This window comes from Salmonella sp. 32010601201800023SM (genome assembly GCF_017572235.1).
Lineage (GTDB): Bacteria > Pseudomonadota > Gammaproteobacteria > Enterobacterales > Enterobacteriaceae > Salmonella > Salmonella enterica.
Window position 1 is genome coordinate 121,918 of record NZ_JAGEQS010000001.1, and the last position, 26,606, is coordinate 148,523.

Annotated in this window: 17 protein-coding genes; 8 read left to right on the plus strand and 9 right to left on the minus strand. The window is 55.3% G+C overall.

The features are described 5' to 3' along the window. Window positions 1-220: 220 nt before the first annotated feature. The 6 genes from baeR to mdtA are packed head-to-tail and all read right to left on the minus strand — an operon-like array spanning window position 221 to window position 11,196. Window positions 221-943, minus strand: coding sequence for a two-component system response regulator BaeR (baeR, locus tag J4617_RS00610; RefSeq protein WP_000137854.1), 723 nt, complete (start codon window positions 941-943; stop codon window positions 221-223). Beyond that, on the minus strand, window positions 940-2,343 hold the full coding sequence (baeS, locus tag J4617_RS00615; protein ID WP_000870073.1) for a two-component system sensor histidine kinase BaeS: 1,404 nt from the start codon (window positions 2,341-2,343) through the stop codon (window positions 940-942). The genes baeR and baeS overlap by 4 nt, the downstream gene beginning before the upstream one ends. Then, on the minus strand, window positions 2,343-3,755 hold the full coding sequence (locus tag J4617_RS00620; RefSeq protein ID WP_000137821.1) for an MFS transporter: 1,413 nt from the start codon (window positions 3,753-3,755) through the stop codon (window positions 2,343-2,345). Before J4617_RS00620 ends, baeS begins: the two co-directional genes overlap by 1 nt. Then, complete coding sequence (mdtC, locus tag J4617_RS00625) at window positions 3,752-6,832, minus strand: multidrug efflux RND transporter permease subunit MdtC (protein ID WP_017466017.1); 3,081 nt, start codon at window positions 6,830-6,832, stop codon at window positions 3,752-3,754. Before mdtC ends, J4617_RS00620 begins: the two co-directional genes overlap by 4 nt. Next, the gene (gene mdtB, locus J4617_RS00630; RefSeq protein ID WP_208290666.1) at window positions 6,833-9,955 is read right to left on the minus strand and encodes a multidrug efflux RND transporter permease subunit MdtB; all 3,123 of its coding nucleotides are present in this window, start codon (window positions 9,953-9,955) and stop codon (window positions 6,833-6,835) included. Then, entirely contained in the window at window positions 9,955-11,196 is a 1,242-nt protein-coding gene (mdtA, locus tag J4617_RS00635; RefSeq protein ID WP_000678816.1) for a multidrug efflux RND transporter subunit MdtA, read from the minus strand. Before mdtA ends, mdtB begins: the two co-directional genes overlap by 1 nt. Before the next feature lie 282 nt (window positions 11,197-11,478). On the opposite strand from mdtA, the gene ibsA reads away from it, so the two are divergent. Beyond that, window positions 11,479-11,538 (plus strand): type I toxin-antitoxin system Ibs family toxin, encoded by a 60-nt coding sequence (ibsA, locus tag J4617_RS00640; RefSeq protein WP_074430376.1) that lies wholly within the window; start codon window positions 11,479-11,481, stop codon window positions 11,536-11,538. Between the two features lie 98 nt (window positions 11,539-11,636). Here ibsA and yegD read toward each other — a convergent pair whose 3' ends face one another. Then, window positions 11,637-12,989, minus strand: a complete 1,353-nt coding sequence (yegD, locus tag J4617_RS00645; RefSeq protein ID WP_000469628.1) for a molecular chaperone — start codon at window positions 12,987-12,989, stop codon at window positions 11,637-11,639. A gap of 133 nt (window positions 12,990-13,122) precedes the next feature. On the opposite strand from yegD, the gene alkA reads away from it, so the two are divergent. Continuing rightward, on the plus strand, window positions 13,123-13,992 hold the full coding sequence (gene alkA / locus J4617_RS00650) for a DNA-3-methyladenine glycosylase 2 (RefSeq protein WP_000494704.1): 870 nt from the start codon (window positions 13,123-13,125) through the stop codon (window positions 13,990-13,992). Here alkA and J4617_RS00655 read toward each other — a convergent pair. After that, window positions 13,960-16,950: an MASE1 domain-containing protein gene (locus tag J4617_RS00655; protein ID WP_017466015.1), complete on the minus strand. Its 2,991-nt coding sequence runs from the start codon at window positions 16,948-16,950 to the stop codon at window positions 13,960-13,962. The genes alkA and J4617_RS00655 overlap by 33 nt on opposite strands. A 330-nt stretch (window positions 16,951-17,280) precedes the next feature. On the opposite strand from J4617_RS00655, the gene udk reads away from it, so the two are divergent. The 3 genes from udk to asmA all read left to right on the plus strand — a co-directional run bounded on the left by udk (window position 17,281) and on the right by asmA (window position 20,489). Beyond that, entirely contained in the window at window positions 17,281-17,922 is a 642-nt protein-coding gene (gene udk / locus J4617_RS00660; RefSeq protein ID WP_000132082.1) for a uridine kinase, read from the plus strand. A 90-nt stretch (window positions 17,923-18,012) separates the two neighbouring features. Beyond that, window positions 18,013-18,594, plus strand: coding sequence for a dCTP deaminase (dcd, locus tag J4617_RS00665; protein WP_001234783.1), 582 nt, complete (start codon window positions 18,013-18,015; stop codon window positions 18,592-18,594). A gap of 38 nt (window positions 18,595-18,632) precedes the next feature. Then, window positions 18,633-20,489, plus strand: coding sequence for an outer membrane assembly protein AsmA (gene asmA / locus J4617_RS00670; RefSeq protein ID WP_017466014.1), 1,857 nt, complete (start codon window positions 18,633-18,635; stop codon window positions 20,487-20,489). Between the two features lie 85 nt (window positions 20,490-20,574). On the opposite strand, the gene J4617_RS00675 is transcribed toward asmA, so the two are convergent. Next, on the minus strand, window positions 20,575-22,155 hold the full coding sequence (locus J4617_RS00675) for a TerC family protein (RefSeq protein ID WP_000454713.1): 1,581 nt from the start codon (window positions 22,153-22,155) through the stop codon (window positions 20,575-20,577). Window positions 22,156-22,829: 674 nt separating this feature from the next. Here J4617_RS00675 and J4617_RS00680 point away from each other — a divergent pair. The 3 genes from J4617_RS00680 to wzc are packed head-to-tail and all read left to right on the plus strand — an operon-like array spanning window position 22,830 to window position 26,580. Then, window positions 22,830-23,969 carry a polysaccharide export protein gene (locus J4617_RS00680; protein ID WP_000978077.1) on the plus strand — a complete coding sequence of 380 codons (1,140 nt, stop codon included), beginning with the start codon at window positions 22,830-22,832 and terminating at the stop codon, window positions 23,967-23,969. 5 nt (window positions 23,970-23,974) lie between these two features. Beyond that, a complete protein-coding gene (wzb, locus tag J4617_RS00685; RefSeq protein ID WP_000482224.1) occupies window positions 23,975-24,424 on the plus strand; it encodes a low molecular weight protein-tyrosine-phosphatase Wzb in 450 nt (149 codons plus the stop codon). After that, window positions 24,421-26,580, plus strand: a complete 2,160-nt coding sequence (gene wzc / locus J4617_RS00690; RefSeq protein WP_000136406.1) for a tyrosine-protein kinase Wzc — start codon at window positions 24,421-24,423, stop codon at window positions 26,578-26,580. Before wzb ends, wzc begins: the two co-directional genes overlap by 4 nt. Window positions 26,581-26,606: the final 26 nt, after the last annotated feature.

Consider the following 26,606-nt stretch of genomic DNA (forward strand, 5'->3'; position numbering starts at 1 on the left):
TTCACTTAATGAATTAATGCGCAATAAGTTTAAAAAACTACTCACAGTATATCGGTAAACTAAAAAGAGCGGCCAAATAATTTATTGTCCCCGATCGCGTTCGTCGTGGTTTTCGGGATACCGCTCGGCCAAAGGAAAGAGGACTGTGTGTTAATTCCGCCAGAATAGCGTTGGCGGAAAATATCGTCTTACGACCTTGTTATTGTTATGCCAATAATCATTATACCAGGCGACACGCATCCGCTTCCCAGCGATATCCCACCCCGTAGACCGCGCGGATAAATGACTGTTCGGCATCCAGCGATTCCAGCTTGCGGCGCAGGTTTTTAATGTGGCTGTCGATAGTACGATCGGTCACCACACGGTAGTCGTCGTAGAGGTGGTTTAGCAACTGCTCGCGGGAAAAAACTTTACCCGGTTCAAGCGATAAGGTTTTTAGCAGGCGGAATTCAGCGGGGGTTAAATCCAGCGCTTTACCACACCAGGAGGCCTGAAAGCGGCTTTCATCAATCATTAACGGGCTTTCGGCATCCTGCTGCTGGAGTTCGCGCTGCGGTTTACAGCGGCGCAAAATGGTTTTCACGCGGGCCACGACTTCGCGCGGGCTGTAAGGCTTACAGATATAATCATCGGCGCCGATTTCCAGCCCAAGCAGCCGGTCGATCTCTTCGATTTTGGCCGTGACCATCACAATGGGGATGTCGGAAAAACGGCGAATCTCCCGGCATAGCGTCAGACCATCGGTACCCGGCAGCATCAGATCCAGCAGGATCAGATCCGGCGGCGTTTGACGCACATACGGCAGTACCTTGTCGCCGTGATTGATGAGCGTGGGGGCGTAACTCGCCGCGCGTAAGTAGTCAATAAGCAGCTGTCCCAGCTTGGGTTCATCTTCAACAATCAAAATGCGCGGCGTGTTTTCATCAATGGGTAATTCAGTCATACTTCTCTCTGTAAATCGCGATCCAGCGGTAACTCTACTGTAATGCTAACCCCGCCAAAAGGCGAATGAGCGGCGTGAAGATGACCGTTATGCGCGTGTACAATATTGACGCATATCGCCAGCCCCAGTCCAGAACCGCCGCTGGCGCGGTTACGGGACACTTCCGTGCGGTAAAAACGGTCAAAAAGCTTTTGCAACTGTTCATCGCTGACGCCCGGTGCAGAATCGGCAAAGGTCAGGAATAATGATTTGTCGCGTTGTTCGGCGGAAATATGCAGGCCGCCGCCGCTGTCGGTGTAGCGCAGACTGTTTTCCAGTAGATTATTAAACAGTTGCATCAGGCGATCCGGGTCGCCGAAGACGGTCATACTATCCGGCAACGCGTAATGTAGCGTTAGCCCCCGGCTGGTAAAGCGCTCTCTGAACGCGCCGCCAGCGACTTCCAACAGGGGAACAAGATCGACGGTCGTTTTTTGATAAGCCAGCGCGCCCTCGTCAGACAACGACAGCTGATGCAGGTCGTCAACCAGTTTGGTAAGCGTACCGACTTCCGCCTGTAGCGAGGTAACCGATTCTGGCGTGAACTGGCGAACGCCATCCTGAATGGCTTCCAGTTCGCCGCGCAATACCGCCAGCGGCGTGCGCAGTTCGTGGGAAATATCCGCCATAAAGTCGCGGCGCATCTGCTGGTTTTTTTCCAGCGTACTGGCAAGCTGGTTAAAGTCCTGCGCCAGTTTTCCCAGCTCATCGGCGCTGGTTGGGGTCACGCGCGTGGTAAAATCCCCCGCCGCCAGTCTGTGCGTACCCTCGACCAACCGTTTGACCGGGGCGAGCAGGCCACGCGCCAGCAAAAACGTCGCCAGCGCGGCCAGCAACGTTGATAACGCCACGATCATCCAACTGGCGCGCCGCTGCTGCATATCAAAATTAATATCCGTATTGCGCGTCAGCCGCTCGACAGGAGAGGCGATAATCGCGCCGACTTCGGCGCCATTGACCAGAATGGGGCGGCGAGTACCGTCATGCGGCACCGGACCGCGTGGGCCGACCAGCACCCGGCCATTTTGATCGACGACCCAGAATTGGGTGCGCCAACCGTGCGGCGGCATACCGGGGCCGGGTTTATCGCGGTCGTTGTCATGCTCAAATGAACGCAAAATCTGGAAAACGAAGCGATCGTTGTTGCGTAAAAAACGCCAGTTGCCGTGTTGCTGGTACTGGTCGCCCAGCGCATCGCCCAGCATTTGTAGCCGCTGCTCGTTGCCGTGTTTGATATAGTCAATAAATCCGCGTTCAAAACTGACGCGCACGGCCCAATGCATACTGATCAGCAGCACGATGCAGGTGGCGAAAATCGCCAGAAACAGCTTGCCGGTGATTCCGGGCCGCCAGACTTTCATTACAGGCTCCTTTTACGCCGTGAAATGACCATGTTTTGCTGTGTATCGTTCGGCACGCGGGCAAAAATTATCGCCGGTAGCGCGATAATAACCGCCATACATAACCAGGTGTACATAAAGACGTGATGTGTGGCGCTACTGTCTATCCCGATATGCTGTTGGCCAAACATACCCAGCAGCATTCCGGCAATAGTGACGCCGATACTCATCGAGAGCTGCATAATCATCGATAATAAGCTATTGCCGCTGCTGGCCAGCGTATCGGGAAGGTCTTTTAGCGTTAAGGTGTTCATGGAAGAAAAGCGCGCCGAGTTCACCATTCCCTGCAAAAGCAGTACCAGCGGCAGGAGATAATACCAGCCGAGCAGCGCGACCGACATAAACAACAGGCTAACCAATGCCAGTCCGAGCGTAGTCGCCACCAGAACCCGACGATAGCCAAAACGGTTAACTATCTGCACTACAATCCGCTTCATTCCCATGCTGCCCAGCACCATGGGGATCATCATCAAACCGGCATGAAACGGTGAAAAACCAAGACCAATTTGCAAAAAGACCGGCGTCATAAACGGCAGCATACCGCTGCCGATACGCCCGGCAAAACTGCCCAGCAACCCCAGTGAAAACGTGGGCGTGCGGAACAATCGCAGGCTGAATAACGCGCCTGAGTTTTTTTTGGCATGGAGGAGATAGAGCAGAATGGCTGCCGCGCCGCCCGCAGCAAGTCCGGCTAATGTCCAGGGCGAGATCCCCATGCTTTTACTACCGTCCAGCGCCAGCGTGAGTACCGCCATGCCGATAGCTAACAGCAGGAACCCCGGCAGATCAAAGCGCCGGGTCTCTATGGTGTAGTTTGGCATCAGCATAAAGGTTGCCATAGCGCCGACGATTCCCACCGGGATATTGATCAGAAAGATCCAGTGCCATGAAGCATATTCCACCAGCACCCCGCCCAGCGCGGGGCCGAGTAATGGCCCGATCTGTCCCGGTAGGGTGACGAAGGTCATTGCCGCCATATATTGCGCGCGCGGCACGATTTTCATGACCGTCAGGCGTCCGACCGGCACCATCATCGCGCCGCCTACGCCTTGTAAAACCCGCGCTAATACCAGTTGATTAAGCGTGCCGGAGAGGGCGCAAAACAGCGAACCCAGCGTGAACAGCACAATGGCGGCAAAGAAAATATTACGCACGCCGATTTTATCTGCCAGCCAGCCGCTGGCGGGGAGCATCACGGCGACGGTAAGAACATATGACACCACTACCATGTGCATATGCAGCGGGCTTTCCCCCAGGCTTTTCGCCATGGAGGGCAGCGCAGTGTTGACGATGGTGGTATCCAGCGACTGCATAAAAAAGCCGAATGCCACAATCCAGAGTTGCCAGCGGGTGTTGTCAGGAAGTTCTGTCATATCTCTACTACCGGTTTGCTATTTTTACGCGAAAAACGCAGCCGCAGACGGTCGAAAAAGAGGTACACCACTGGCGTGGTATAGAGCGTCAGAAGCTGGCTCATGACCAAACCGCCGACAATGGTTATCCCCAACGGCTGCCGTAATTCCGAACCGTCTCCGCCAGATAACACCAATGGCAGTGCGCCGAACAGCGCCGCCAGCGTGGTCATCATTATTGGACGGAAGCGTAACAAGCAGGCCTGGAAAATGGCTTGTTCCGGCGTCAGGCCGCCGCTTCGTTGCGCTTCAAGCGCAAAATCGACCATCATAATGGCGTTTTTCTTCACAATGCCAATTAATAGCATGATCCCTATCAGGGCGATTAGGCTGAAAGGGGCATTGAAGAGCTCCAGCGCCAGAAGCGCCCCAACGCCCGCCGATGGCAGAGTAGAGAGAATGGTCAGCGGATGGACGTAGCTTTCGTACAGTATCCCCAGCACAATGTAGACGGTAGCGATCGCCGCCACTATCAAAATAAGCTGCGAATTCATGGTCTGCTGGAAGACTTGCGCCGTTCCGGAAAAACTGCCGCGTACCGTCGAGGGGACGCCAAGCTGCGTCATGGTGCGATTAATGGCCTCCGTCGCCTGCGATAACGATGTGCCGGTCGGCAGGTTAAAGGCAATCGTGGACGCCGCGGAAAGTCCCTGATGGTTCACCGACAGCGGCGCATTGGCGGGCCGCCATTGGGCGAAATAAGAGAGGGGGATCGCTTTTCCGTCACGGTTGATAACGAACATTTTCTCCAGCGCGCTGATATCCTGGCTATAGCGCGGATCGACTTCCATCACCACTTTATACTGGTTCATCGGCTGATAAATGGTGGAAATTTGCCGCTGGCCGAAAGCATTATTTAACAGACTGTTTGCGGCCTGAACATCAATGCCCAGCCGTGACATGGTGTCGCGGTCGTAGATAAGGTTCATCTCCGCGCCATTATCCTGCTGGTCGGAGTTTACGTCCGCCAGTTGCGGCAGGGCCGAGAGCGCTTTGCGTATTTTCGGCTCCCACTCGCGCAGCTCCGCCAGAGAGTCAGACAGCAATGTGTATTGATAACTGGCGTTAGCCTGCCGCCCACCGACGCGAATATCCTGTACCGCCATCAGAAACAGCCTGGCGCCGGGTTCTTTTGCCAGTTTGACCCGCAGTCGATCAATGACCTGCTGCGCCGTCTCTTTGCGTTCGCCGCGCGGCTTCAGCGTAATAAACATCATGCCGCTATTCACCCGCGATCCGCCGGTAAAACCAGTGACATTATTCACCGCCGGATCGTCGCGAATAATTTTCATAAAATCCTGCAGCTTGCCGCGCATGGCCTGGAAAGAGATGCTCTGGTCAGCCTGAATACCGCCCATCAACACGCCGGTATCCTGCTCCGGAAAGAATGTTTTAGGGATGGCGATATAAAGCCAGATGTTCAGCGCAACGGTGCCAAGAAAAACCACACCGACAAGACGCGTATGGTTAAGCACCCATTTTAACGACGTGCCGTAACCCTGTTGCAAGGCGACCAGCAAACGGCCAACGCCCCGTTTACGCGGTTGGGTGCGCGGTTTGCTTGATTTAAGCATCCAGCCGCACATCATCGGCGTCAGCGTGAGCGAGACCACCAGCGAAATGCCAATCGCCACCGAGAGGGTAACGGCGAATTCCCGTAATAATCGCCCTGGCAGGCCGCCCATTAACAGCAGCGGCAGAAATACCGCCACCAGCGACAGACTCATGGAGATGACCGTAAATCCAACTTCTCGCGTACCCTGTAATGCCGCCTGCAAAGGTTTCATTCCCGCCTCCAGATGGCGGGCGATATTTTCCAGTACCACAATGGCATCATCAACGACAAATCCGGTCGCGATAGTCAGCGCCATCAGCGACAGATTGTTGAGGCTGAAGCCGCACAGATACATGGCGGCGAAGGTGCCGATGAGCGAAACGGGAACGGCGACGGCGGGGATTAGCGTGGCGCGCCCGGAACGCAGGAATAAAAACACCACCAGGATCACCAGCGCGACAGAGATAGCCAGCGTCTCTTCTACTTCTTGCAGCGACGCGCGAATCGTCGGCGAACGATCCTGGGCGATTTGTAAATCGATAGCGGCGGGGATCATTGCCCGCAGTTCCGGCAGTTTTGCCCGGATGCCGTCGACCGTCTGAATAATATTGGCCTCCGGCAGCTTGCGGATCATCAACAAAATAGCGGGTTTAGCGTTCGTCATCCCGGCGTTACGGACATCCTGCACCGAGTCGGTGACGCTGGCGACGTCGCCCAGGCGTACCGCCGCGCCGTTGTTATAGTGAATAATCAGCGGCTGGTATTCGGCAGCGGTTTTCAGTTCGTCGTTGGTCTGGATTTGCCAGCGGTGGACGCTATCTTCAATTGCGCCTTGCGGTCGGCGTACGTTGGCGCTGTCGATCGCTTCGCGGACCTCATCCAGCGAGACGCCCTGGTTAAAGAGCGCCTGCGGGTTTAAGCCTACACGTACTGCGGGCAGGGAGCTGCCGCCGACGTCAACATCGCCGACGCCGTCAATTTGCGCGATGGTTTGCGCCAGTTGGGTAGAGGCGAAATCATACAGTTTGCCCTGTGACCAGCTCTCTGAGGTGAGCGTTAAAATCATAATCGGCGCGTCGGACGGGTTGGCCTTGCGATAAGTCGGGCGGCTGGGCATTCCGCCTGGCAACAAGCTTTGCGCGGCGTTAATGGCGGCCTGCACGTCGCGCGCCGCGCCGTTAATATCGCGATCGAAATTAAATTCGAGAATAATGCGCGTACTGCCGAGCGAGCTGCTGGAAGTCATTTCATTGACGCCTGCAATGCGTCCCAAAGAACGTTCCAACGGCGTCGCCACCGACGAAGCCATGGTTTCCGGCGAGGCGCCCGGCAGCGAGGCACTAACCATAATCACCGGGAAATCGACCTGCGGCAGCGGGGCGACCGGCAGCAGACGAAAGCCCAGAATGCCGCACAGCGTAATGGCGGCGGCAATCAAAATGGTGGCGACCGGGCGGTAGATGAAAAGGGCGAAAAAGCGCATCTACGCCTCCTCTTTATGGCGCGGAAAGCGGCTTTTCACGTACAGCGACAGGCGGTCAAACAGGAGATAAATCACCGGTGTGGTAAACAGAGTTAATACCTGGCTGACCAGTAGGCCGCCCACCATCGCGATCCCCAACGGGCGACGTAATTCCGCGCCAACGCCGGTACTCAACATTAATGGCAATGCCCCGAGCAACGCCGCCAGCGTGGTCATCAGAATCGGTCGAAAACGCAGCAAACAGGCCTGGAAGATAGCGTCGCGCGGACTCATCCCCTGTTCGCGTTCAGCGGCGAGGGCGAAGTCAATCATCATGATGGCGTTTTTCTTCACGATGCCGATCAGCAAAATAATGCCGATAATGGCGATAATATCGAGCTCGCTACCAGCGATGATCAGCGCCAGCAGCGCGCCGACGCCCGCCGTCGGCAGCGTTGAGAGAATCGTGATCGGATGGATAAAACTCTCATACAGCACGCCGAGCACGATATACATCGCCACCACGGCGGCGACAATAAGCCAGACGGTGCTGCCTAGCGCCGCCTGGAAGGCGAGCGTACTACCCTGAAACTGCGTTGTAATATCCGCTGGCAGGGCGAGCGTTTTTTCCGTATCGAGAATCGCCTGCACCGCATCGCCGAGCGAATAGCCCTCCGGCACGTTAAACGAAAATGTCGTAACCGGGAACTGATCTAAATGATTGATGGAGAGCGGGGCGAAGCGCTGCTCAATGCGGGAAATCGCGCTGAGCGGTACGGTGCCGCCGTCGCGGCTCGTCAGGCGAATCGTCTCCAGCGCCGCCAGGCCCGGCGTGCTGGCGGTATTATGTTCCAGCACGACGCGGTACTGGTTCGCCTGGGTATAAATCGTTGAAATCAGGCGTTGTACGAACGCGTTGTAGAGCGCGTTATCCACATCCGCCATGCTGATACCCAGACGGCTGGCGCTGTCGCGGTCGACATTCACCCAGGCCGCTAATCCCCGATCTTGCCAGTCGCTGCTTACCTCAGAGAGCTGTGGCAACGACTGTAGCGCGTTCTGCAGTTTTGGCACCCAGTGGCTGAGCGCATCGAGCGTCGTGGCCTGCAGGGTAAACTGATACTGCGTGCGGCTGACCTGCGTGTCGATGGTTAAATCCTGCGTCGGCTGGAGATACAGCGCCACGCCGGGAATCGTCGCCACGGCGGTTTGCAGCCGGGAGATCACCTGCTGCACGCGGTCATCACGCGCATCCAGCGGCTTGAGGTTAATTTGCAGGCGCGCGCTATTCAGCGTGGGATTAGCGCCGTCTACGCCAACAAAAGTCGTCAGGCTTTGCACCGCCGGGTCCTGTAATATCCGCTCCGCCACCTGGCGCTGACGTTGCGCCATACTGGCATACGATGATGATTGCGGCGCCTGCAGCGTCCCCTGGATAATGCCGTTATCCTGTACCGGAAAGAACCCTTTCGGGATGACTATCCACAGCATAACGCTGAGCAGGAGCGTGGCGAATGCCACGCTCAATGTAAGCCACGGATGGTTGAGCACTTTCGCTAATCCACGTCCGTAGCTGGCGATCACGCGGTCAAACATCCGCTCGCAGGCGCGGGAAAAGCGGTTTTGTTTACGCAGAGACTGCTGGCTGAGCATACGCGCGCACATCATGGGCGTGAGCGTCAAAGAGACGACGGCGGAGATTAAAATCGCTACCGCCAACGTCACCGCAAATTCGCGGAACAGTCGACCAACAATATCGCCCATAAAGAGCAACGGGATCAGCACCGCAATCAGTGAAAAGGTGAGGGAAATAATGGTAAAGCCGATTTCGCCCGCGCCTTTGAGCGCCGCCGCCAGCGGTTTTTCTCCTTTTTCGATGTAGCGCGAGATGTTCTCGATCACCACAATCGCATCGTCCACCACGAAACCCGTGGCGATAGTGAGCGCCATCAGCGTCAGGTTATTAATGGAAAAATCCAAAAATACCATCACCGCAAAGGTGCCGATAAGCGACAGCGGTACGGCGACGCCGGGAATAATTGTGGCGGGAATGTTACGTAAAAACAGATAGATAATCATGACGACCAGCGCGATCGCCAGCATCAGTTCAAACTGGGTATCGCGCACGGAAGCGCGAATATTGGTAGTGCGATCGGACAGGACCGTGACCTTCACCGATTTCGGCAGGCTTTCGGTAAGCTGGGGCAGCATCTGGCGAATGCTGTCCGCTGTCGCAATGATATTGGCGCCAGGCTGGCGTTGAACGTTCATCACGATAGCCGGCGCTTGATTCGCCCATGCGCCGAGCCAGCTATTTTCCGCCCCCTGTTCGACGGTGGCGACATCGCCCAACCGTACCGGCGCGCCGTTTTGATACGCGATGATAAGCCTGCGGTATTCGTCGGCAGACTGCATCTGATCGTTAGCAGAAAGCGTCACTGCCCGTTCGGGGCCATCCAGACTGCCTTTCGCCGAGTTGACGTTGGCGCCGGTAATTGCGGTACGGATCGTTTCGCTGGTCAGACCGAGCGCGGCGACAGCCTGAGCATTCAGTTTTACGCGTACCGCAGGGCGCTGCCCGCCGGCAAGCGTCACCAGCCCGACGCCGGAGACCTGCGAGATCTTCTGCGCCACGCGGGTTTCTACCATGTCCTCTACCTGGGTCATCGGCATCGCGTTTGAGGTGACGGCAAGCGTCATAATCGGCGGGTCCGCCGGATTGACTTTGCTGTAAATCGGCGGATTCGGCAGGTCGGAAGGCAATAAATTGGTGGCTGCGTTAATCGCCGCCTGTACTTCCTGCTCGGCAACGTCCAGCGGCAGCGTCAACTGAAACTGTAGCGTTACCACCGACGCGCCGCCGGAGCTTTGCGACGACATCTGCTTCAGTCCTGACATCTGGCCGAACTGGCGCTCAAGCGGCGCGGTGACGGCGGAGGTCATGACATCCGGGCTGGCGCCAGGGTAGAGCGTAACAACCTGAATAGTGGGGTAGTCGACCTCCGGCAAAGCGGCGACGGGCAGGAAGCGATAGCCGATAATCCCGGCGAGTAAAATCGCCGCCATCAGCAGAGTGGTGGCCACGGGGCGCAGAATAAACAGACGCGAAGGGCCGCCCGTGCTGCCCGGAGGTAATACCTGCATCAGGCGCGCGCTCCTTTTTGACCTTCATGGCGGGAAGGGGATTTTTCATCCGCCACGGTGGTTTGCGGCTCAACGACCTCGACTTTTGCGCCTTCCGTCAGCCGATCAATACCATCGGTAACGACGCGATCGCCTGCCGATAAGCCTGCGCTGATCACCACGTTTCGGTTATCCTGAATACCGATTTTTACCCGCTTCTTGCTGACGTTATTTTCGTCGTTCAGCACCCACACAAAGTGGCCCTCATTGCCCATTTGCACCGCCGCGGCAGGCACCACAACGGCATTTTGTTCGGTATCGACCAGCATCCGGGCGTTCACAAATTGATTGGGGAATAGCGTATCGTCCTGATTGGTAAAGCGCGCTTTAATTTTGATCGTTCCCGTCGTGGGATCAATCTGGTTGTCCAGACTGAGCAACACACCTTCGCTCAATTTGTGCGAGTTAGTCCGATCCCAGGCTTCTACGACCAGCGTTTTCCCCGCTTTCTGCGCCTGAACCACGGTCGCGATATCGCTTTCCGGCAGAGTAAAAATGAGATCAATCGGGTGCGTTTGCGTAATGACGACAATACCTGCGGTATCGCTGCTGGAAATCTGGTTGCCGACATCCACCTGTTTCAGACCCACGCGTCCCGAGACCGGGGCCGTGATACGACTCCAGTCGAGCTGTAACTGCGCGCTGGCGACATTAGCTTCATCCGCTTTAATGGTTCCTTGGGTTTCGTTGACCAGCGCCTGTTGCGCATCCAGTTCCTGACGGGAAACCAGATTGGTTTTTGCCAGTTGCTGATAGCGCGCCAGATCACGACGCGCATTCGCCAGCGTAGCGTTATCTTTCGCCAACTGTCCCTGAGCCTGCGCCAGGGCGACCTTAAACTGGCTGGGATCGATTTGCGCCAGCAGATCGCCTGCGTTGACCTGCTGACCTTCCTGAAAGTGCAGGGCGATGAGTTGACCGTCCACGCGGCTACGCACCGTAACGGTATTCGCGGCGGTTACGGTACCCAGCCCGCTCAGATAGCGCGGTACGGCCTGCGTGGTCGCGGTCGCGGCCTGTACCGGCGCCAGAGGGCCGTCGCGCATACCGCGGCGACCTGCGGCGGCGGTATGCGGCGCTTGCGCGGCGACGCCCGGCGCGGCGGTCGGGCTTTCGCTACGGCTATGCCAGAACCAGAATGCGGCGGCGGCCACTACAACCCCAATCGCGATTGCCCAGCGGAAAGTATTACTGCCTTTCATCGGTATAAGTTTCTCATCCTGAAACGTTTTGCGGAATGTTGCTCCCTCTATTGTAGTCAGCAGGGAAGGGAGAAAAATGGAGGAATTATGGAACACGGTCGGGATTATTCTGAATGGCGACCCGCTTTGCGAGGCGCTACGCAACTCTCATCGGTGAAAATCGTTAACGCGCCGGAGTGCGGTAAAGTGGCGGCACGGCAATGAAGGTAAGCCACCGATTTCAGCAGGACGCTGAAACGGGAAAGCCCCTCCCGAGGAAGGGGCCAAAATAAGGAAAGGGTTATGATGAAGTTAGTCATCATACTGGTGATACTCTTAGTGATTAGCTTCCAGGCTTACTAAGACACCAGGGGGAGGAGGAATCCTCCCTTACCCTCACTCCTGACGTTAAGCCACATCAAAAATAATGTCAATCCATCAGCGCTGGGCTTGCGAGGCGCTTAGCGGAAAACGACCTCTGCCCAGCGCGCCAGTCCTGCGGTGACGGAGCCGAAATCATCGCCGCCAGCGACGGGTATGCCCGGTAACTGTTCGGAAAGCGCTTTTTTAATCAATGGCGAACGGGCGCTGCCGCCGGTCAGATAGATGACATCCGGTTTTTCCTGCGCGCTGTCCAGCGCCAGTTGCACCTGTTCCAGAATACGCGCCAGCGGTTGATCCAGCGCCGCTTCCAGTCCTTGCTGGCTGATAGCGACCGCCAGGTCGTCGCTGATAAATGGCAGCCTCGCCGTAACATCCGCCTGGCCGGAAAGGGCGATTTTGCTCTCTTCCGCGCAGCGTACCAGGCGGTAACTAAGCCGCTGACGCCAGACCTTGAGCAGCAACGCGACCTTGTCTGCTTCACGCGCGTTGCGAACCAAATCGTTCAACAGACGACCATTCGCGCTACTGTAAAAATCGCTTTGCGCCGGGACGTCGTTAATCGCGACGGCGTTCCACCACGGCAGCACCGGCAGGGCGATACCTTTTTCGGTTTCGCCGCCCATGCCCAGCAAAGGCATCAGATTTTTAAAGGCCAGCGCGATATCCAGATCGTTTCCGCCCACGCGGCAACCGCTGTGCCCCAACAGGCTGTTTTCACGATCGGCGCGCTGACGCCACTGCGGCCCCATCAGCAGCATGGAACAATCGGTGGTGCCGCCGCCAATATCCACGACCAGCACACGCTTCTCTTCCCGCAGCGTAGCTTCGTAGTCCAGGCCCGCCGCAACCGGTTCATACTGGAATACCACCTCCTGAAAACCGGCGCGTTTTGCCGCCCGCTCCAGAATACCCTGCGCCTGGCGGTTCGCGTCATCGCCGCCCAGTCCCTGAAAGTTGATCGGGCGACCGATCACCGCCTGGGTAATGGCCTCCGGCAATTGGCTGTGCGCCGTATGACGAATATGTACCATCATGGCGCAGACCAAATCTTCAAACAGCGCGACCTGCTGCGGTTTCAGGCCGCTGGCGCCTAAAAAGGATTTCGGCGATTTGACAAACCAGACCTCCTGGGGATCGTCAATATAGTGCGCCAGAGACGCCAGACCAAACTGTACGCTTTGCGCCCCAACCTCAATATCTTCCTCGCGGTTGTAGCGTATCGCGCGGCGTAGCAGCGCCTGGGTTTCTTCGTCCGTTGCCGGCACATCATGATGGCGATACAGCCACTCGCTCACCGCTTCGCGCGTCGGCGCGCACAGCATAGACGGCAGTAATGCGCTGTTATTCTCCATTGTCAGCAACTGTGGATGCCCGTCGCGCATAATGGCGACCGAGCAGTTTGCCGTACCGTAATCAAATCCGATAAACACCTTAAAATCCCCATGCCAGTGAAGAAGGGGCGTGACTTTAGCGAAATGTCGTCGCGGCGACAACTGGAATATGAAAGCAAGGCGTTACGTGCGATTAGCGTTTATGCTGAAAGGTCAAATAAAGGAGAAAAGTATGTTTACCCTGAGCTGGCAGCCGCCTTACGACTGGTCGTGGATGTTGGGCTTTCTTGCCGCGCGTGCGGTGGACGGCGTGGAAACGGTAGGCGAGGGCTTTTATGCGCGCAGCCTGGTGGTGGGCGAGCATCGCGGACTGATCAGCGTGAGCCCCCATCTGCCCACCCACACTGTGCAGGTCAGCGTGAGCGCCGGATTACTTCCCGTCGCGCCGGCGTGTCTGGCGAAGGTTTCGCGTCTGTTTGATCTTGACTGCCAGCCCGCGCAGGTTGCCGCCGTGCTGGGGCCACTGGGCGAGGACAGACCGGGGCTGCGTTTACCGGGATCGGTTGATACGTTTGAACAAGGCGTGCGGGCGATACTGGGGCAACTGGTGAGTGTCGCGATGGCGGCAAGGTTGACGGCGAAAGTGGCGCGCCGCTATGGCGAGGCGTTGCCGGATGCGCCCGATTATGTCTGTTTTCCCGGTCCGGAAACGCTGGCGTTGGCCGATCCGCTGGCGCTGAAAGCTCTGGGGATGCCGCTGCGGCGCGCCGAAGCGCTGATTCATCTGGCGCAGGCGACGCTGGCGGGAAAACTGGCGCTCGCCGCGCCGCCGGATATTGAGCAGAGCGTTAAAAATTTACAAACGTTTCCGGGAATTGGCCGCTGGACGGCGAACTATTTCGCCCTGCGCGGTTGGCAGGCAAAAGATATCTTTTTACCCGATGATTACTTAATTAAGCAGCGCTTCGCCGGGATGACGCCCGCACAGATCCGTCGCTACGCGGAGCGCTGGAAACCGTGGCGTTCCTACGCGCTACTGCATATCTGGTATACCCACGGCTGGCAACCGTCAATGGATAGCGAAATAGCTGGTATTCAGTAACAAATCCAGCGGTTGCGCTTCGGCGATAGTGTCGCCATAAATTAGATCCACGCCAATACGGGAGAGCGTATCCAGCACCTGTGGGTTTTGTACCGGCCCGGCGAGCGTTTTGATGTCCAGATGCTGGGCGTGTCCCTGGATGATCGAGGTCAGCATTTCATCCATTAAACTTTCATGAACGTTGGCGATAAGGTCGCTATCCAGCAGTAAATAATCGACGATATGCAGGGGCAGTAAATTAAACAGCTGTAAATCGCGCCCGACATGGCTGAGAATCACTTGGCAGCCGCGTTGCCGCAGTTTTCGCAGAGTCGCAGCGGCGGTCTGCGCCTGCTTAACGATAACGTCAGCCGGGATAATCAGGTGTAATAACCGTGGCGGCAGTGGACTATGCTCCAGTTGTTCCAGCAGCTCATCAATAAGGGTCGCGCTGTATAATCCCGCGGCGGACAGCGGCAGCGCAACGCTTAATCCCTTGCTGGCGACGGCGGTCGCCGCATGGTGGAAAAATTCATGGAATACCCGTCGGTCAAGCGCGTGATGCAGCGCGGAGTCGGCTAACCCTGCCCGGAACGCGCGCTCTTCCATCACTTCCCCTTCGCTGGTCCACAGCCTGAGTGAGACCAGCCAAAAGCTGGTGGCCTCCGGCGTACGCGGCGGCGCGACGTTTCTGGCAAGCATCAGCAGGTGGTTATTTTTAATCATATGCCACTGTTCTTCCAGCGGCATCATTCCCTTTGAGGAGGTTAATGCGTGCTGCGGTTCGTACACGGTCAGACGGCCTCGACCGCTATTTTTCGCGGCGTAGCAGGCAATATCGGCCTGAGACACGACCTCTGTGAGCTGGCAGTTATGTTCATTTATCATTGTGATCCCGGCGCTGGCGCCGATCCGATGCAGGCGTCCTTCCCACATAAAGTGATATTCATTAATGGCGTTGATAAGCCGCGTCGCGATAAAGCGCGCGCTGTCACTATTACAATCCGGCAGCAACAGGCCAAACTCATCGCCACCCAGACGGGCCAGGAGATCGCCGGATCGAAGCATACTGAGCATCAGTGACGCGAGCTCGCGCAATAAGGCGTCGCCGGCGGCATGCCCCGCGCTGTCGTTAACCGCTTTAAAACGGTCCAGATCGATAAACACCAGCGCATGATGTTGAGGCGATTCCTGTATTGTTTGCAGGCGCTGTTGCAGCTGTTTTTCAAAACTGGCGCGGTTGGCAAGTTGGGTGAGGGCGTCATGCGTTGCGCTGTAGCTGAGCTGGCGTAACATTTTTCGTGATTCGGTAACGTCCTGGATAACCAGAACCGAACCAATCTTATCGCCGTCAAGCGTACTGAGCGGCGTGATACTGTAATGAATATCGTAGCTGCCGCCGTTATGGCAATGGAGCACTATCTCCTGTTCCATGTCCGATCGCGACCTGTCGGCGCGATAAATATCCTCCAGCAGCGGCCCCTTATCACCTGACGTAATGCGCAGAACCGTTAATAATGGCGCGCCTAAAGCATCCTCTTGCCGCCAGCCGCTCATCTTCTCGGCGATCGGGTTCATAAAGGTGATATTCATCGCGACATCAATACACACCACCGCTTCTCCGATAGAGTCAAGCGTGATGTGCAACCGTTCTTTTTCCTGAAACAGCGCCTCGTTCGCCTGTGTAATACGCTCCATCAACCGCTGGTTTTCCTGCTCGCTTTGCTTGAGATCGTTAATATCTTCGATCTGAGCAATAAAATAGAGAGGTTTATTGTCTTTATGACGAACCAGCGAGACGGCCAGTAGCGCCCAGACGACATCGCCGTTGCGGGTGTAGTAGCGTTTTTCCATGGAATAGCTATTGATGTCGCCGCGCACCAGCATGTTTAGCTGTTCAAGGTCATTATTCAGGTCTTCCGGCCAGGTCAATTGCTGAAATGTCATCGTGCGTAATTCATCCTGGCTATAGCCAAGAAAATGGCTCAGAGATTTATTGACCTGTAGCCACTGACCCTCCGTACCGACCAGCGCCATACCAATGGCGGAATACTCCATCGCGTTGCGAAAGCGGGATTCGCTCTCGGTGATATGTTTACGCTCCGTGCGAAACGCGTACATCACCATCGTCATCATATTGGCAGGCAGCAGGATCATTAAAAAAGGCAGCCACGGCATATTGACCATCACGTCGGTTTTCGGCGTGGCGAGCAGCGTGGGGTCATTGGCCAGCATGAGCGAGACCACGATAACGGTAGCTAAAAAAATTAAAAACGCCTCCATTCGCGGCAGGCGCACCGCACTCCACATCAACAGGACGATAACGCACGTAAACGGCCACGGAATATAGCGCATAGCGAGCCAGCTTAGCGCCAGCGTAATGACCAGCGTCAATAGCGTTTCCAGCAACAGATGCGGGTCGCGATGACGCAACAGATAGTGTGGTTTAAACAGTAAACCTAACGGCACCAGCGTCAGCGCGCCGATGGCTTCCGATAATACCCAAATCAGAAACGCTTTCGAGGCGACCGCTTCCGGCGCTATTAGCCAAAATAACAGGCCGCCGAGTAGCGGCGGAATCACGGCGCTGCCGATAGCCAGACGAAACCAGTCATTCAAATTTTGTAAGGGGTTGTAGCTGGGGAGCAGTTTTCGCAGCAGTATCGCGCCAGTGGCCGCCTCGATAATATTTATTGCCGTCCAGCTAAAGTTAAGCGAGGCGGCAGGAAATAAAGTCAGTGAGGCGCCGATGCTGCCGAGTGAGCAGGCGACCGCGATCCCTGGCCACAGACGGCCCGCATGGCGGTAAAACGCGACCATCATAATGGAGGTGGGGAACCACAGCGGCGCGAGTTGGGTGCCGACACGCGATAATACGAGCGAAAAGAGCGTAAAAACAAACGCGACCAGGCCTAAACTGACCAGACGCAATAGCGGGTGGGGGACGGTAACGAAAACATGTTGGGATGGTTTACTCATTACCACTCTATCCGAATCGCCGGTAACGTCGCGGAATACCGGACGCGTCAGTTTACTCTGTGATTATGCTAGTATAAACGCGTAATGATTTATACGCTGGCTGAATATAAATTGTGGCTCCCGGCGTATTCCTCCTCCAGACGGGTCGATAAATCCGCTGTCCGCGTTAAAACTGAACGCTTTTACGTCGCGACGTCGAATGCGCCGCCAACAAATTCACCGTGGCATAGCGCCGGACTGGTATCGCGCTGCTGAAATCCCTATAATTGCCGCGTTTGGCGTTTCGGCGCCCCCCTTCCTTACATCCAGGTTAATCAGGTCGCTAAATTTATGACTGATCAGTCTCATCAGTGCGTCATTATCGGTATCGCTGGCGCATCGGCTTCCGGCAAGAGTCTTATTGCCAGTACCCTTTACCGCGAATTGCGTGAACAAGTGGGTGACGAACATATTGGCGTTATTCCCGAAGACAGTTATTACAAAGATCAAAGCCATCTGTCGATGGAAGAACGCGTAAAAACCAACTATGACCATCCGAATGCGATGGATCACAGCCTGCTATTTCAGCATCTTCAGGCGCTCAAGCGCGGTTCGGCGATTGAATTACCGGTATACAGTTATGTTGAGCATACCCGTATGCAGGAAACGGTTCGCGTAGAACCGAAGAAGGTGATTATTCTTGAAGGTATTCTGTTACTGACCGACGCGCGTTTGCGTGAAGAGATGAACTTCTCTATTTTTGTCGATACGCCGCTGGATATCTGTTTGATGCGCCGTATCAAACGCGATGTGAACGAGCGTGGTCGCTCAATGGATTCGGTGATGGCGCAATATCAGAAAACGGTGCGTCCGATGTTCCTGCAATTTATTGAGCCTTCCAAACAATATGCGGATATTATCGTGCCGCGCGGCGGTAAAAACCGCATCGCTATTGATATTCTGAAAGCGAAAATCAGCCAGTTCTTTGAATAAATCTGGCGAATTGTGTACCGTTCAGTGATAACCTGGTTAGCCCTTGATGTGCTTGATTTAAGGGCTTGATGCGCGAAAGGAGAAAGTGCCATGCGTTTATGCGACCGAGATATTGAAGCCTGGCTGGATGAAGGCCGTTTGTCTATCACCCCGCGACCTCCCGTAGAGCGCATTAACGGCGCGACGGTCGATGTACGTCTTGGCAATAAATTTCGAACCTTCCGTGGCCATACGGCGGCGTTTATCGATCTGAGCGGGCCGAAAGATGAGGTCAGCGCGGCGCTGGATCGCGTGATGAGCGATGAAATCGTTTTGCCGGACGGCGAGGCATTTTATCTGCATCCGGGCGAGTTGGCGCTGGCCGTCACCTTTGAATCCGTTACCCTGCCGCCGGATTTAGTGGGCTGGCTGGATGGTCGCTCCTCGCTGGCGCGTCTGGGATTGATGGTGCATGTGACGGCCCACCGTATCGATCCCGGCTGGTCGGGCTGCATTGTGCTTGAGTTTTACAACTCCGGGAAGCTGCCGCTGGCGTTGCGTCCGGGTATGCTCATCGGCGCGCTGAGCTTTGAGCCGCTGTCCGGCCCGGCGGCGCGGCCTTATAACCGCCGTCAGGATGCCAAATATCGCGATCAGCAGGGCGCTGTCGCCAGCCGGATTGATAAAGACTGAGCCATTCGGCGCAATACTGCCGGTCCATTGAGGGTAGCATGAGACGATTTCTGACGACGCTGATGATTCTCCTGGTCGTGCTGGTGGCCGGATTCTCTGCGTTGGTATTGTTGGTCAATCCGAATGATTTCCGCGCCTATATGGTGCAGCAGGTTGCCGCGCGTAGTGAATATCAGTTGCAACTGGACGGGCCGCTGCGTTGGCACGTATGGCCGCAACTCAGCATCCTTTCCGGGCGAATGACGCTAACGGCGCGAGGCGCCAGCGAACCGCTGGTGCGGGCTGACAATATGCGCCTGGATGTCGCTTTATGGCCGCTGTTGAGTCATCAGCTTCATGTTAAGCAGGTGATGCTGAAAGGCGGGGTGATTCAATTGACGCCGCAAACGGAAGCGGTACGCAGTGATGATGCGCCGGTCGCGCCGAAAGATAATACCTTGCCGGACGTAGCGGAAGATCGCGGCTGGTCGTTTGATATTCGTAGCCTGCGCGTTGCCGACAGCGTGCTGGTTTTCCAGCATGAAAATGATGATCAGGTCACGGTGCGCGATATTCGTCTGAATATGGAACAAGATGCCGAGCATCGCGGCACGTTTGATTTTTCGGGACGCGTGAACCGCGATCAGCGGGATCTTACTTTATCGTTCAGCGGAACGGTGGATGCTTCCGATTATCCGCATAATTTAACCGCGGGTATTGAGCAACTGCGCTGGCAATTGCAGGGCGCGGATCTACCGGCGCAGGGGATTGAGGGGCAGGGACAATTGCAGGCGCAGTGGCAGGAGGCGCAAAAACGTCTTTCATTTAACCACTTAAATTTAACGGCGAATGACAGTTCGCTGACCGGGCATGTTCAGGTAACGCTGGCGGAGCAGCCGGAATGGCAAATTGACCTCCGGTCCAGCAAGCTTAATCTGGACAACCTGTTGCCGCATCATAGCGCCGTGGCGCAGACGGGCGGCGCGGTGTCGCAGGGGCAAAATACGCTCCCCCTGACCAGGCCAGTTATCGCGTCGCGTGTTGGTGCGCCGCCTTATCAGGGGCTGCAAAGCTTTACGGCGGAGATTGCTTTACAGGCGGATTCAGTTCGCTGGCGGGGAATGGACTTTACCCAGGTTTCGACGAAGATGTCTAATCAGGCCGGATTGCTGGATATTACCGAGTTGCAGGGGAAACTGGCCGACGGAGAGATGTCGCTGCCCGGCACGCTGGACGCCCGCACCGCCAGTCCGCGCATCGAATTCCACCCTCGCCTCAACCATGTTGAGATTGGGACTATCCTGAAAGCCTTCAATTATCCGATTAGCCTGACCGGTAAGATGTCGCTGGTTGGCGATTTCTCCGGGGCGGATATTGACGCGGAGGCATTTCGCCACAGCTGGAAAGGAAAAGCGCATGTTGACATGAGCAATACGCGCCTCGAAGGAATGAATTTCCAGCAACTGGTGCAGCAGGCCGTAGAGCGAAGCGGCGGCGACGCGCAGCAGTCGCAGGAAAATATGGACAACGCGACCCGACTGGATCGCTTCACGACCGATCTGACGCTAAATAAGGGCACGCTGACGCTCGACGACATGGTCGGGCAATCTTCTATGCTGGCGTTAACCGGCAGCGGAACGCTGGATCTGGTTAAGCAGAGCTGTGATACACAATTTAATCTGCGTGTGCTGGGCGGCTGGAACGGCGATAGCAACCTGATCACCTTCCTGAAAGAGACGCCGGTGCCGTTGCGCGTCTATGGCAAGTGGCAGGAGCTGAACTATACCCTGCAAGTGGATCAGTTATTGCGTAAGCATTTACAGGATGAGGCGAAGCGTCGGCTCAATGACTGGGCGGAGCGCAATAAAGATACCCGTAACGGTAAAGATGTGAAGAAGCTGCTGAATAAGCTTTAGTTTTTGGCCAAAGGGCAGAGCCGGATGGCGAGGCTAACGCGCCTCCGGCCTGCCTGGTAAGCAGGCCAGGGCAGGCGAACAGACGTTACATCTCCTGGTCTGGCTCGCCGTTATGCAGCGGAATTAACTGCACTTTCTGCACTCGATGGCTTTCTACCTGCAATGTTTTCAGCAAATAATCGCCCACCTGAACCTCTTCACCGGTTTGCGGTATGCGCTGCAAATATTCCATCAATAATCCGGCAATCGTATGGTATTCCCGTTTTTCATCCAGCGGTAGCGGCACGTACTGCACCAAATCCTCCAGCGGCATATGGCCGTTTGCTGTCCAGGAACCGTCCGGGTTCTTCTGAATATCGTGGCGGGCGTCAATTTCCTCGACTTCATTCGGCAGATTACCGGCGATAGTCTCCATGACATCGCTTAATGTCACAATGCCTTCAACCGAGCCAAACTCATCTACGACAAAGGCAAAATGGGTTCTGGCGTTACGGAACTGCTCCAGCGCAGGCAGCAGCGGCAATGTTTCCGGGAAAACCAGCGGTTGGCGAATCAGCGCCCGCAGGTTGAGCGGTTCGCCGCGCAGCGATTGTTGCAACAGATCGATGACGTGGACGACGCCGAGTAAATCTTCCTGTTCATTTTCACCCGTCACGACCAGACGCGTATGCTGGTTCTTTTCCAGCAGAGCGCGGATTTCCGCTTCCGGCGCGTTGAGATCGATATGCTCGATATCGTGACGCGACGTCATGATGCTACTTACGGTGCGCTGGTTGAGATTCAGCACCCGCTCAATCATCCTGCGCTCCTGCGGATTAAAAATCTGGCTGTCGTCATGGTCTGCCAGCATCGCGGCGGTTTCCGCATCCAGTTCGGCATCCTCTTTTTTACCGCTAATCAGCCGCATCACGGCCTCCGTTGTGCGCTGGCGCAGCGTATGGTTAGCGGAAAGAAAACGGCGGCGGTTAAAAATAGCCAGTTGGTTGAGCGCCTCGATCATCACCGAGAAGCCGATAGCCGCGTACAGATACCCTTTCGGAATGTGGAAACCAAACCCTTCCGCCACCAGGCTAAAGCCGATCATTAGCAGGAAGCTAAGGCACAAAATGACAATGGTGGGATGGTTGTTCACAAATCGGGTCAGGGACTTGCTGGCGAGCAGCATCAGGCTAATGGCGATTATCACTGCCGCCATCATGACCGCCAGGTGATCGACCATCCCCACGGCGGTAATCACGGAGTCGAGAGAAAAGATAGCGTCCAGCACCACGATTTGCGCGACCACCGCCCAGAATTTCGCCCCCTTACGCTGGGTAGGGTTGGCGCTATCTTTCCCTTCCAGCCGTTCGTTGAGCTCCATGGTGGCTTTAAAGAGCAGGAAGAAGCCGCCGAACAGCATAATCAGATCGCGGGCGCTGAAGCTTAACGCCTGTACGCTAAAGAGCGGCTTAGTCAAGGTGACCAGCCACGAGATTGACGCCAGCAGCAGCAGGCGCATGATCATCGCCAGTATCAGGCCGGTAATGCGCGCGCGGTCGCGCTGCCCCGGCGGTAGTTTTTCAGCGAGGATGGCAATAAAGACCAGGTTATCAATGCCGAGAACAAGTTCGATAACGATTAACGTTACCAGTCCGGCCCAGATTGACGGATCGGCAATCCATTCCATAGTAAGAGCAATACCTTCTGTAATATGACAATTGTCACAATTCGATCATGGATAATACGGCGGAAAAATGCAATGCCGCAGAGCAATTTATCTTTGTTACGCGGCTATAAAATAACTTTAAAATAGCCGTAATGTTTCTGTCGGAAACTAAATAATGTCAAGAATATATTTAGGAAATATCGCAGGTGGAGTGGGGTAAATAAATATTGTCAACATCAATAAAATCCTAAAATCATCTGTTAATTCATTTAATATTAATCTTAAAAATATAGAATGGCGGGTTTGTTACCTTGCCTGTCATTAGGTTAGCTGCAACAATTCTTGCAGGATTAAGATAGCGCTCTTAAATATCCTGTCACGACATCGAGAAAACTATTAATACGTAACCTTTATTTCGCTGAAGATTTTTATCTGAACGAGGATGAAATCGGAGGGGAATGCGAAAATTTAGAATAATCAGTGTATTGGTAGCTAAAAAGCCAGGGGCGGTAGCGTGCCTGAAAGCCTGAATATAAGCCTTTATTATTCTGTCAATAGCCTGCGGATGAATTGATTTTTTTTCAGAATGATGCCAGTTAATTTTCTCTGCTATTAACTGCAAGGTAAATGTGCACGGACGAAGCCGCTATTTAAATTGCACAGGATAATGACTCTGCCAAAGTGATAAATAATCAATGATGAAATCCAAAATGAAATTGATGCCATTATTGGCGTCGCTCAGCTTGATAAGTGGTTGCACAGTACTTCCGGGCAGCAATATGTCTACGATGGGGAAAGATGTGATCAAACAGCAAGACGCTGACTTTGATCTCGACCGGATGGTCAATGTGTATCCGCTGACGCCACGGCTGGTTGAGCAATTACGCCCGCGGCCCAATGTCGCGCAACCGAATATGTCGCTGGACCAGGAGATCGCCAGCTATCAGTATCGCGTCGGGCCTGGCGATGTGCTGAATGTCACCGTCTGGGATCACCCGGAATTGACCACGCCAGCAGGCCAGTACCGTAGCTCAAGCGATACCGGCAACTGGGTACAGCCGGACGGCACCATGTTTTATCCCTACATTGGCAAGGTTAGCGTCGTCGGTAAAACTTTGTCAGAGATTCGCAGCGATATTACCGGGCGTTTAGCGAAATACATCGCGGACCCGCAGGTGGATGTCAATATCGCCGCTTTCCGCTCGCAAAAAGCGTATATCTCCGGCCAGGTGAATAAATCCGGTCAGCAGGCCATTACTAACGTCCCGCTAACCGTCCTGGATGCGATTAACGCTGCGGGCGGCCTGACCGATATGGCGGACTGGCGCAACGTCGTGTTGACGCACAACGGCAAAGAACAGCGCATTTCGCTACAGGCGCTGATGCAAAATGGCGATCTTAGTCAGAACCGCTTGCTCTACCCTGGCGACATTCTGTATGTGCCGCGCAATGACGATCTGAAAGTCTTTGTCATGGGCGAAGTGAAAAAACAGAGCACCCTCAAAATGGATTTCAGCGGCATGACGCTCACCGAAGCATTAGGCAATGCGGAAGGCATTGATCTGACCACCTCCAACGCCAGCGGCATTTTTGTGATTCGTCCGCTGAAAGGCGAGGGGGGACGCGGCGGCAAGATCGCCAATATCTACCAGCTTGATATGTCTGACGCCACGTCATTGGTGATGGCGACGGAATTCCGACTTCAGCCTTACGATGTGGTGTACGTCACGACCGCGCCGGTTGCTCGCTGGAACCGTCTGATCAATCAGTTGCTGCCGACCATTAGCGGTGTCCGTTATATGACGGATACGGCCAGCGACATTCATTCCTGGTAATCGTTATGTTTAACAAAATCTTAGTGGTCTGTGTGGGGAATGTTTGCCGTTCCCCGACGGCAGAACGTTTGCTAAAGCGCTTTCATCCTTCGCTGACGGTAGCGTCCGCCGGGTTAGGCGCGCTGGTCGGCAAAGGCGCCGATCCTGCGGCGGCGAGCGTGGCGAGCGCCCACGATCTGTCTTTGGAAAATCACTGCGCAAGGCAAATTTCCGCGCGTCTGTGCCGGGAATATGACCTGATTCTGACGATGGAGAAACGTCACATCGCCGCCCTGTGCGACATTGCGCCGGAAATGCGCGGCAAGGTAATGCTGTTTGGTCACTGGGACAGCGAGCGTGAAATACCGGACCCGTATCGCAAAAGCCGCGATGCGTTTGAGGCGGTGTACACATTACTGGAAAGGTCTGCCCGCCAGTGGGCGCAGGCACTGAATGCAGAGCAGGGAAAACCATGACAGAAAAAGCAAAACAATCTGCGGCGGTTACGGGTAGCGATGAAATCGATATCGGGCGCCTGGTCGGAACGGTGATTGAAGCGCGTTGGTGGGTGTTGGGGACGACGGCCATATTTGCGCTGTGCGCGGTAATTTATACGTTCTTCGCCACGCCCATCTATAGCGCCGATGCGCTGGTGCAGATTGAACAAAACGCCGGTAATTCGCTGGTACAGGATATCAACAGCGCATTAGCGAATAAGCCGCCGGCTTCCGATGCGGAAATTCAGCTCATTCGATCGCGCCTGGTGCTTGGGAAGACCGTTGACGATCTGGATCTGGATATTGCCGTCACCAAAAACACCTTTCCGCTGTTCGGCGCCGGGTGGGAGCGGCTGATGGGGCGTCACAATGAAATGGTGAAAGTCACGACATTCACCCGACCAGAGACGATGAGCGGACAGATCTTCACCCTCAAAGTGCTGGGCGACAAACGTTATCAGTTGGTTAGCGACGGCGGATTTAGCGCGCAGGGCGTTGTGGGCCAGCCACTCAATAAAGACGGCGTGACGATGCGGGTAGAGGCGATTGACGCCCGTCCTGATACAGAATTTACGGTGAGTAAATTCTCAACGCTTGGCATGATTAATAACCTGCAAAATAACCTCACCGTAACGGAAACCGGCAAAGATACCGGCGTTCTGAGCCTGACGTTCACGGGAGAGGATCGCGACCAGATCCGCGAAATTCTCAACAGTATTACCCGTAACTATCTGCAACAGGATATTGCGCGGAAATCTGAAGAGGCGGGGAAGAGCCTGGCGTTTCTGGCAAAACAACTGCCGGAAGTCCGCAGCCGTCTGGATGTGGCGGAAAACAAGCTAAACGCTTTCCGCCAGGATAAAGACTCGGTGGATTTACCGCTGGAGGCGAAGGCGGTGCTCGATTCGATGGTTAATATCGACGCCCAGTTGAATGAGTTGACGTTTAAAGAGGCGGAAATTTCCAAGCTCTTTACCAAAGCGCATCCGGCTTACCGCACCCTGCTGGAAAAACGTAAAGCGCTGGAAGATGAAAAAGCCAAACTGAACGGGCGGGTGACGGCAATGCCGAAAACCCAGCAGGAGATTGTGCGTTTGACCCGCGATGTGGAGTCCGGCCAGCAGGTTTATATGCAACTGCTTAATAAACAGCAGGAGCTGAAAATCACCGAAGCCAGCACCGTTGGCGATGTGCGCATCGTTGACCCGGCGATTACCCAGCCGGGCGTGCTGAAGCCGAAAAAGGCGTTGATTATTCTCGGCAGCATTATTCTGGGATTAATGTTATCGATTGTCGGCGTGCTGCTGCGCTCGCTGTTTAATCGCGGTATCGAAAGCCCGCAGGCGCTGGAGGAGCACGGGATCAGCGTCTATGCCAGTATTCCGCTGTCGGAATGGCAAAAAGCGCGCGATAGCGTCAAAACCATTAAAGGGATTAAGCGTTACAAGCAGAGCCAACTGCTGGCGGTGGGCAATCCGACCGATCTGGCGATTGAGGCGATTCGCAGCCTGCGCACCAGCCTCCATTTCGCCATGATGCAGGCGCAAAATAATGTACTCATGCTCACAGGCGTCAGCCCCTCTATCGGTAAAACCTTTGTTTGCGCCAACCTGGCGGCCGTCATCAGCCAGACGCATAAACGGGTATTACTGATCGACTGCGATATGCGCAAGGGCTACACCCATGAACTGCTCGGCACCAATAACGTGGACGGCCTATCTGACATTCTGGCGGGCAAAGGCGAGATAGCCTCCTGCGCGAAACCTACGGCGATCGCTAATTTTGATCTTATTCCGCGCGGTCAGGTGCCGCCTAATCCATCGGAACTGCTGATGAGCGAGCGCTTCGGCGAGCTGATCGCCTGGGCAAGCAGCCGCTACGACCTGGTATTAATCGACACGCCGCCGATTCTGGCCGTGACGGACGCCGCGATTGTGGGTCGCCACGTCGGGACGACGCTGATGGTGGCGCGTTATGCCGTCAACACCTTAAAAGAGGTGGAAACCAGTCTGAGCCGTTTTGACCAGAATGGCATTCAGGTCAAAGGCGTCATTCTCAACTCCATTTTCCGCCGGGCGACGGGCTACCAGGATTATGGTTATTACGAGTATGAATACCAGTCAGATTCCAAATAAAAAATAAGGCGTGCCGGATGGCGCGG

Coding starts and splice junctions, on each gene's coding strand:
- baeR (WP_000137854.1), bottom strand. CDS start 943: ATGACTGAATTACCCATTGATGAAAACACGCCGCGCATTTTGATTGTT.
- baeS (WP_000870073.1), bottom strand. CDS start 2,343: ATGAAAGTCTGGCGGCCCGGAATCACCGGCAAGCTGTTTCTGGCGATT.
- J4617_RS00620 (WP_000137821.1), bottom strand. CDS start 3,755: ATGACAGAACTTCCTGACAACACCCGCTGGCAACTCTGGATTGTGGCA.
- mdtC (WP_017466017.1), bottom strand. CDS start 6,832: ATGCGCTTTTTCGCCCTTTTCATCTACCGCCCGGTCGCCACCATTTTG.
- mdtB (WP_208290666.1), bottom strand. CDS start 9,955: ATGCAGGTATTACCTCCGGGCAGCACGGGCGGCCCTTCGCGTCTGTTT.
- mdtA (WP_000678816.1), bottom strand. CDS start 11,196: ATGAAAGGCAGTAATACTTTCCGCTGGGCAATCGCGATTGGGGTTGTA.
- alkA (WP_000494704.1), top strand. CDS start 13,123: ATGTTTACCCTGAGCTGGCAGCCGCCTTACGACTGGTCGTGGATGTTG.
- J4617_RS00655 (WP_017466015.1), bottom strand. CDS start 16,950: ATGAGTAAACCATCCCAACATGTTTTCGTTACCGTCCCCCACCCGCTA.
- udk (WP_000132082.1), top strand. CDS start 17,281: ATGACTGATCAGTCTCATCAGTGCGTCATTATCGGTATCGCTGGCGCA.
- dcd (WP_001234783.1), top strand. CDS start 18,013: ATGCGTTTATGCGACCGAGATATTGAAGCCTGGCTGGATGAAGGCCGT.
- asmA (WP_017466014.1), top strand. CDS start 18,633: ATGAGACGATTTCTGACGACGCTGATGATTCTCCTGGTCGTGCTGGTG.
- J4617_RS00675 (WP_000454713.1), bottom strand. CDS start 22,155: ATGGAATGGATTGCCGATCCGTCAATCTGGGCCGGACTGGTAACGTTA.
- J4617_RS00680 (WP_000978077.1), top strand. CDS start 22,830: ATGATGAAATCCAAAATGAAATTGATGCCATTATTGGCGTCGCTCAGC.
- wzb (WP_000482224.1), top strand. CDS start 23,975: ATGTTTAACAAAATCTTAGTGGTCTGTGTGGGGAATGTTTGCCGTTCC.
- wzc (WP_000136406.1), top strand. CDS start 24,421: ATGACAGAAAAAGCAAAACAATCTGCGGCGGTTACGGGTAGCGATGAA.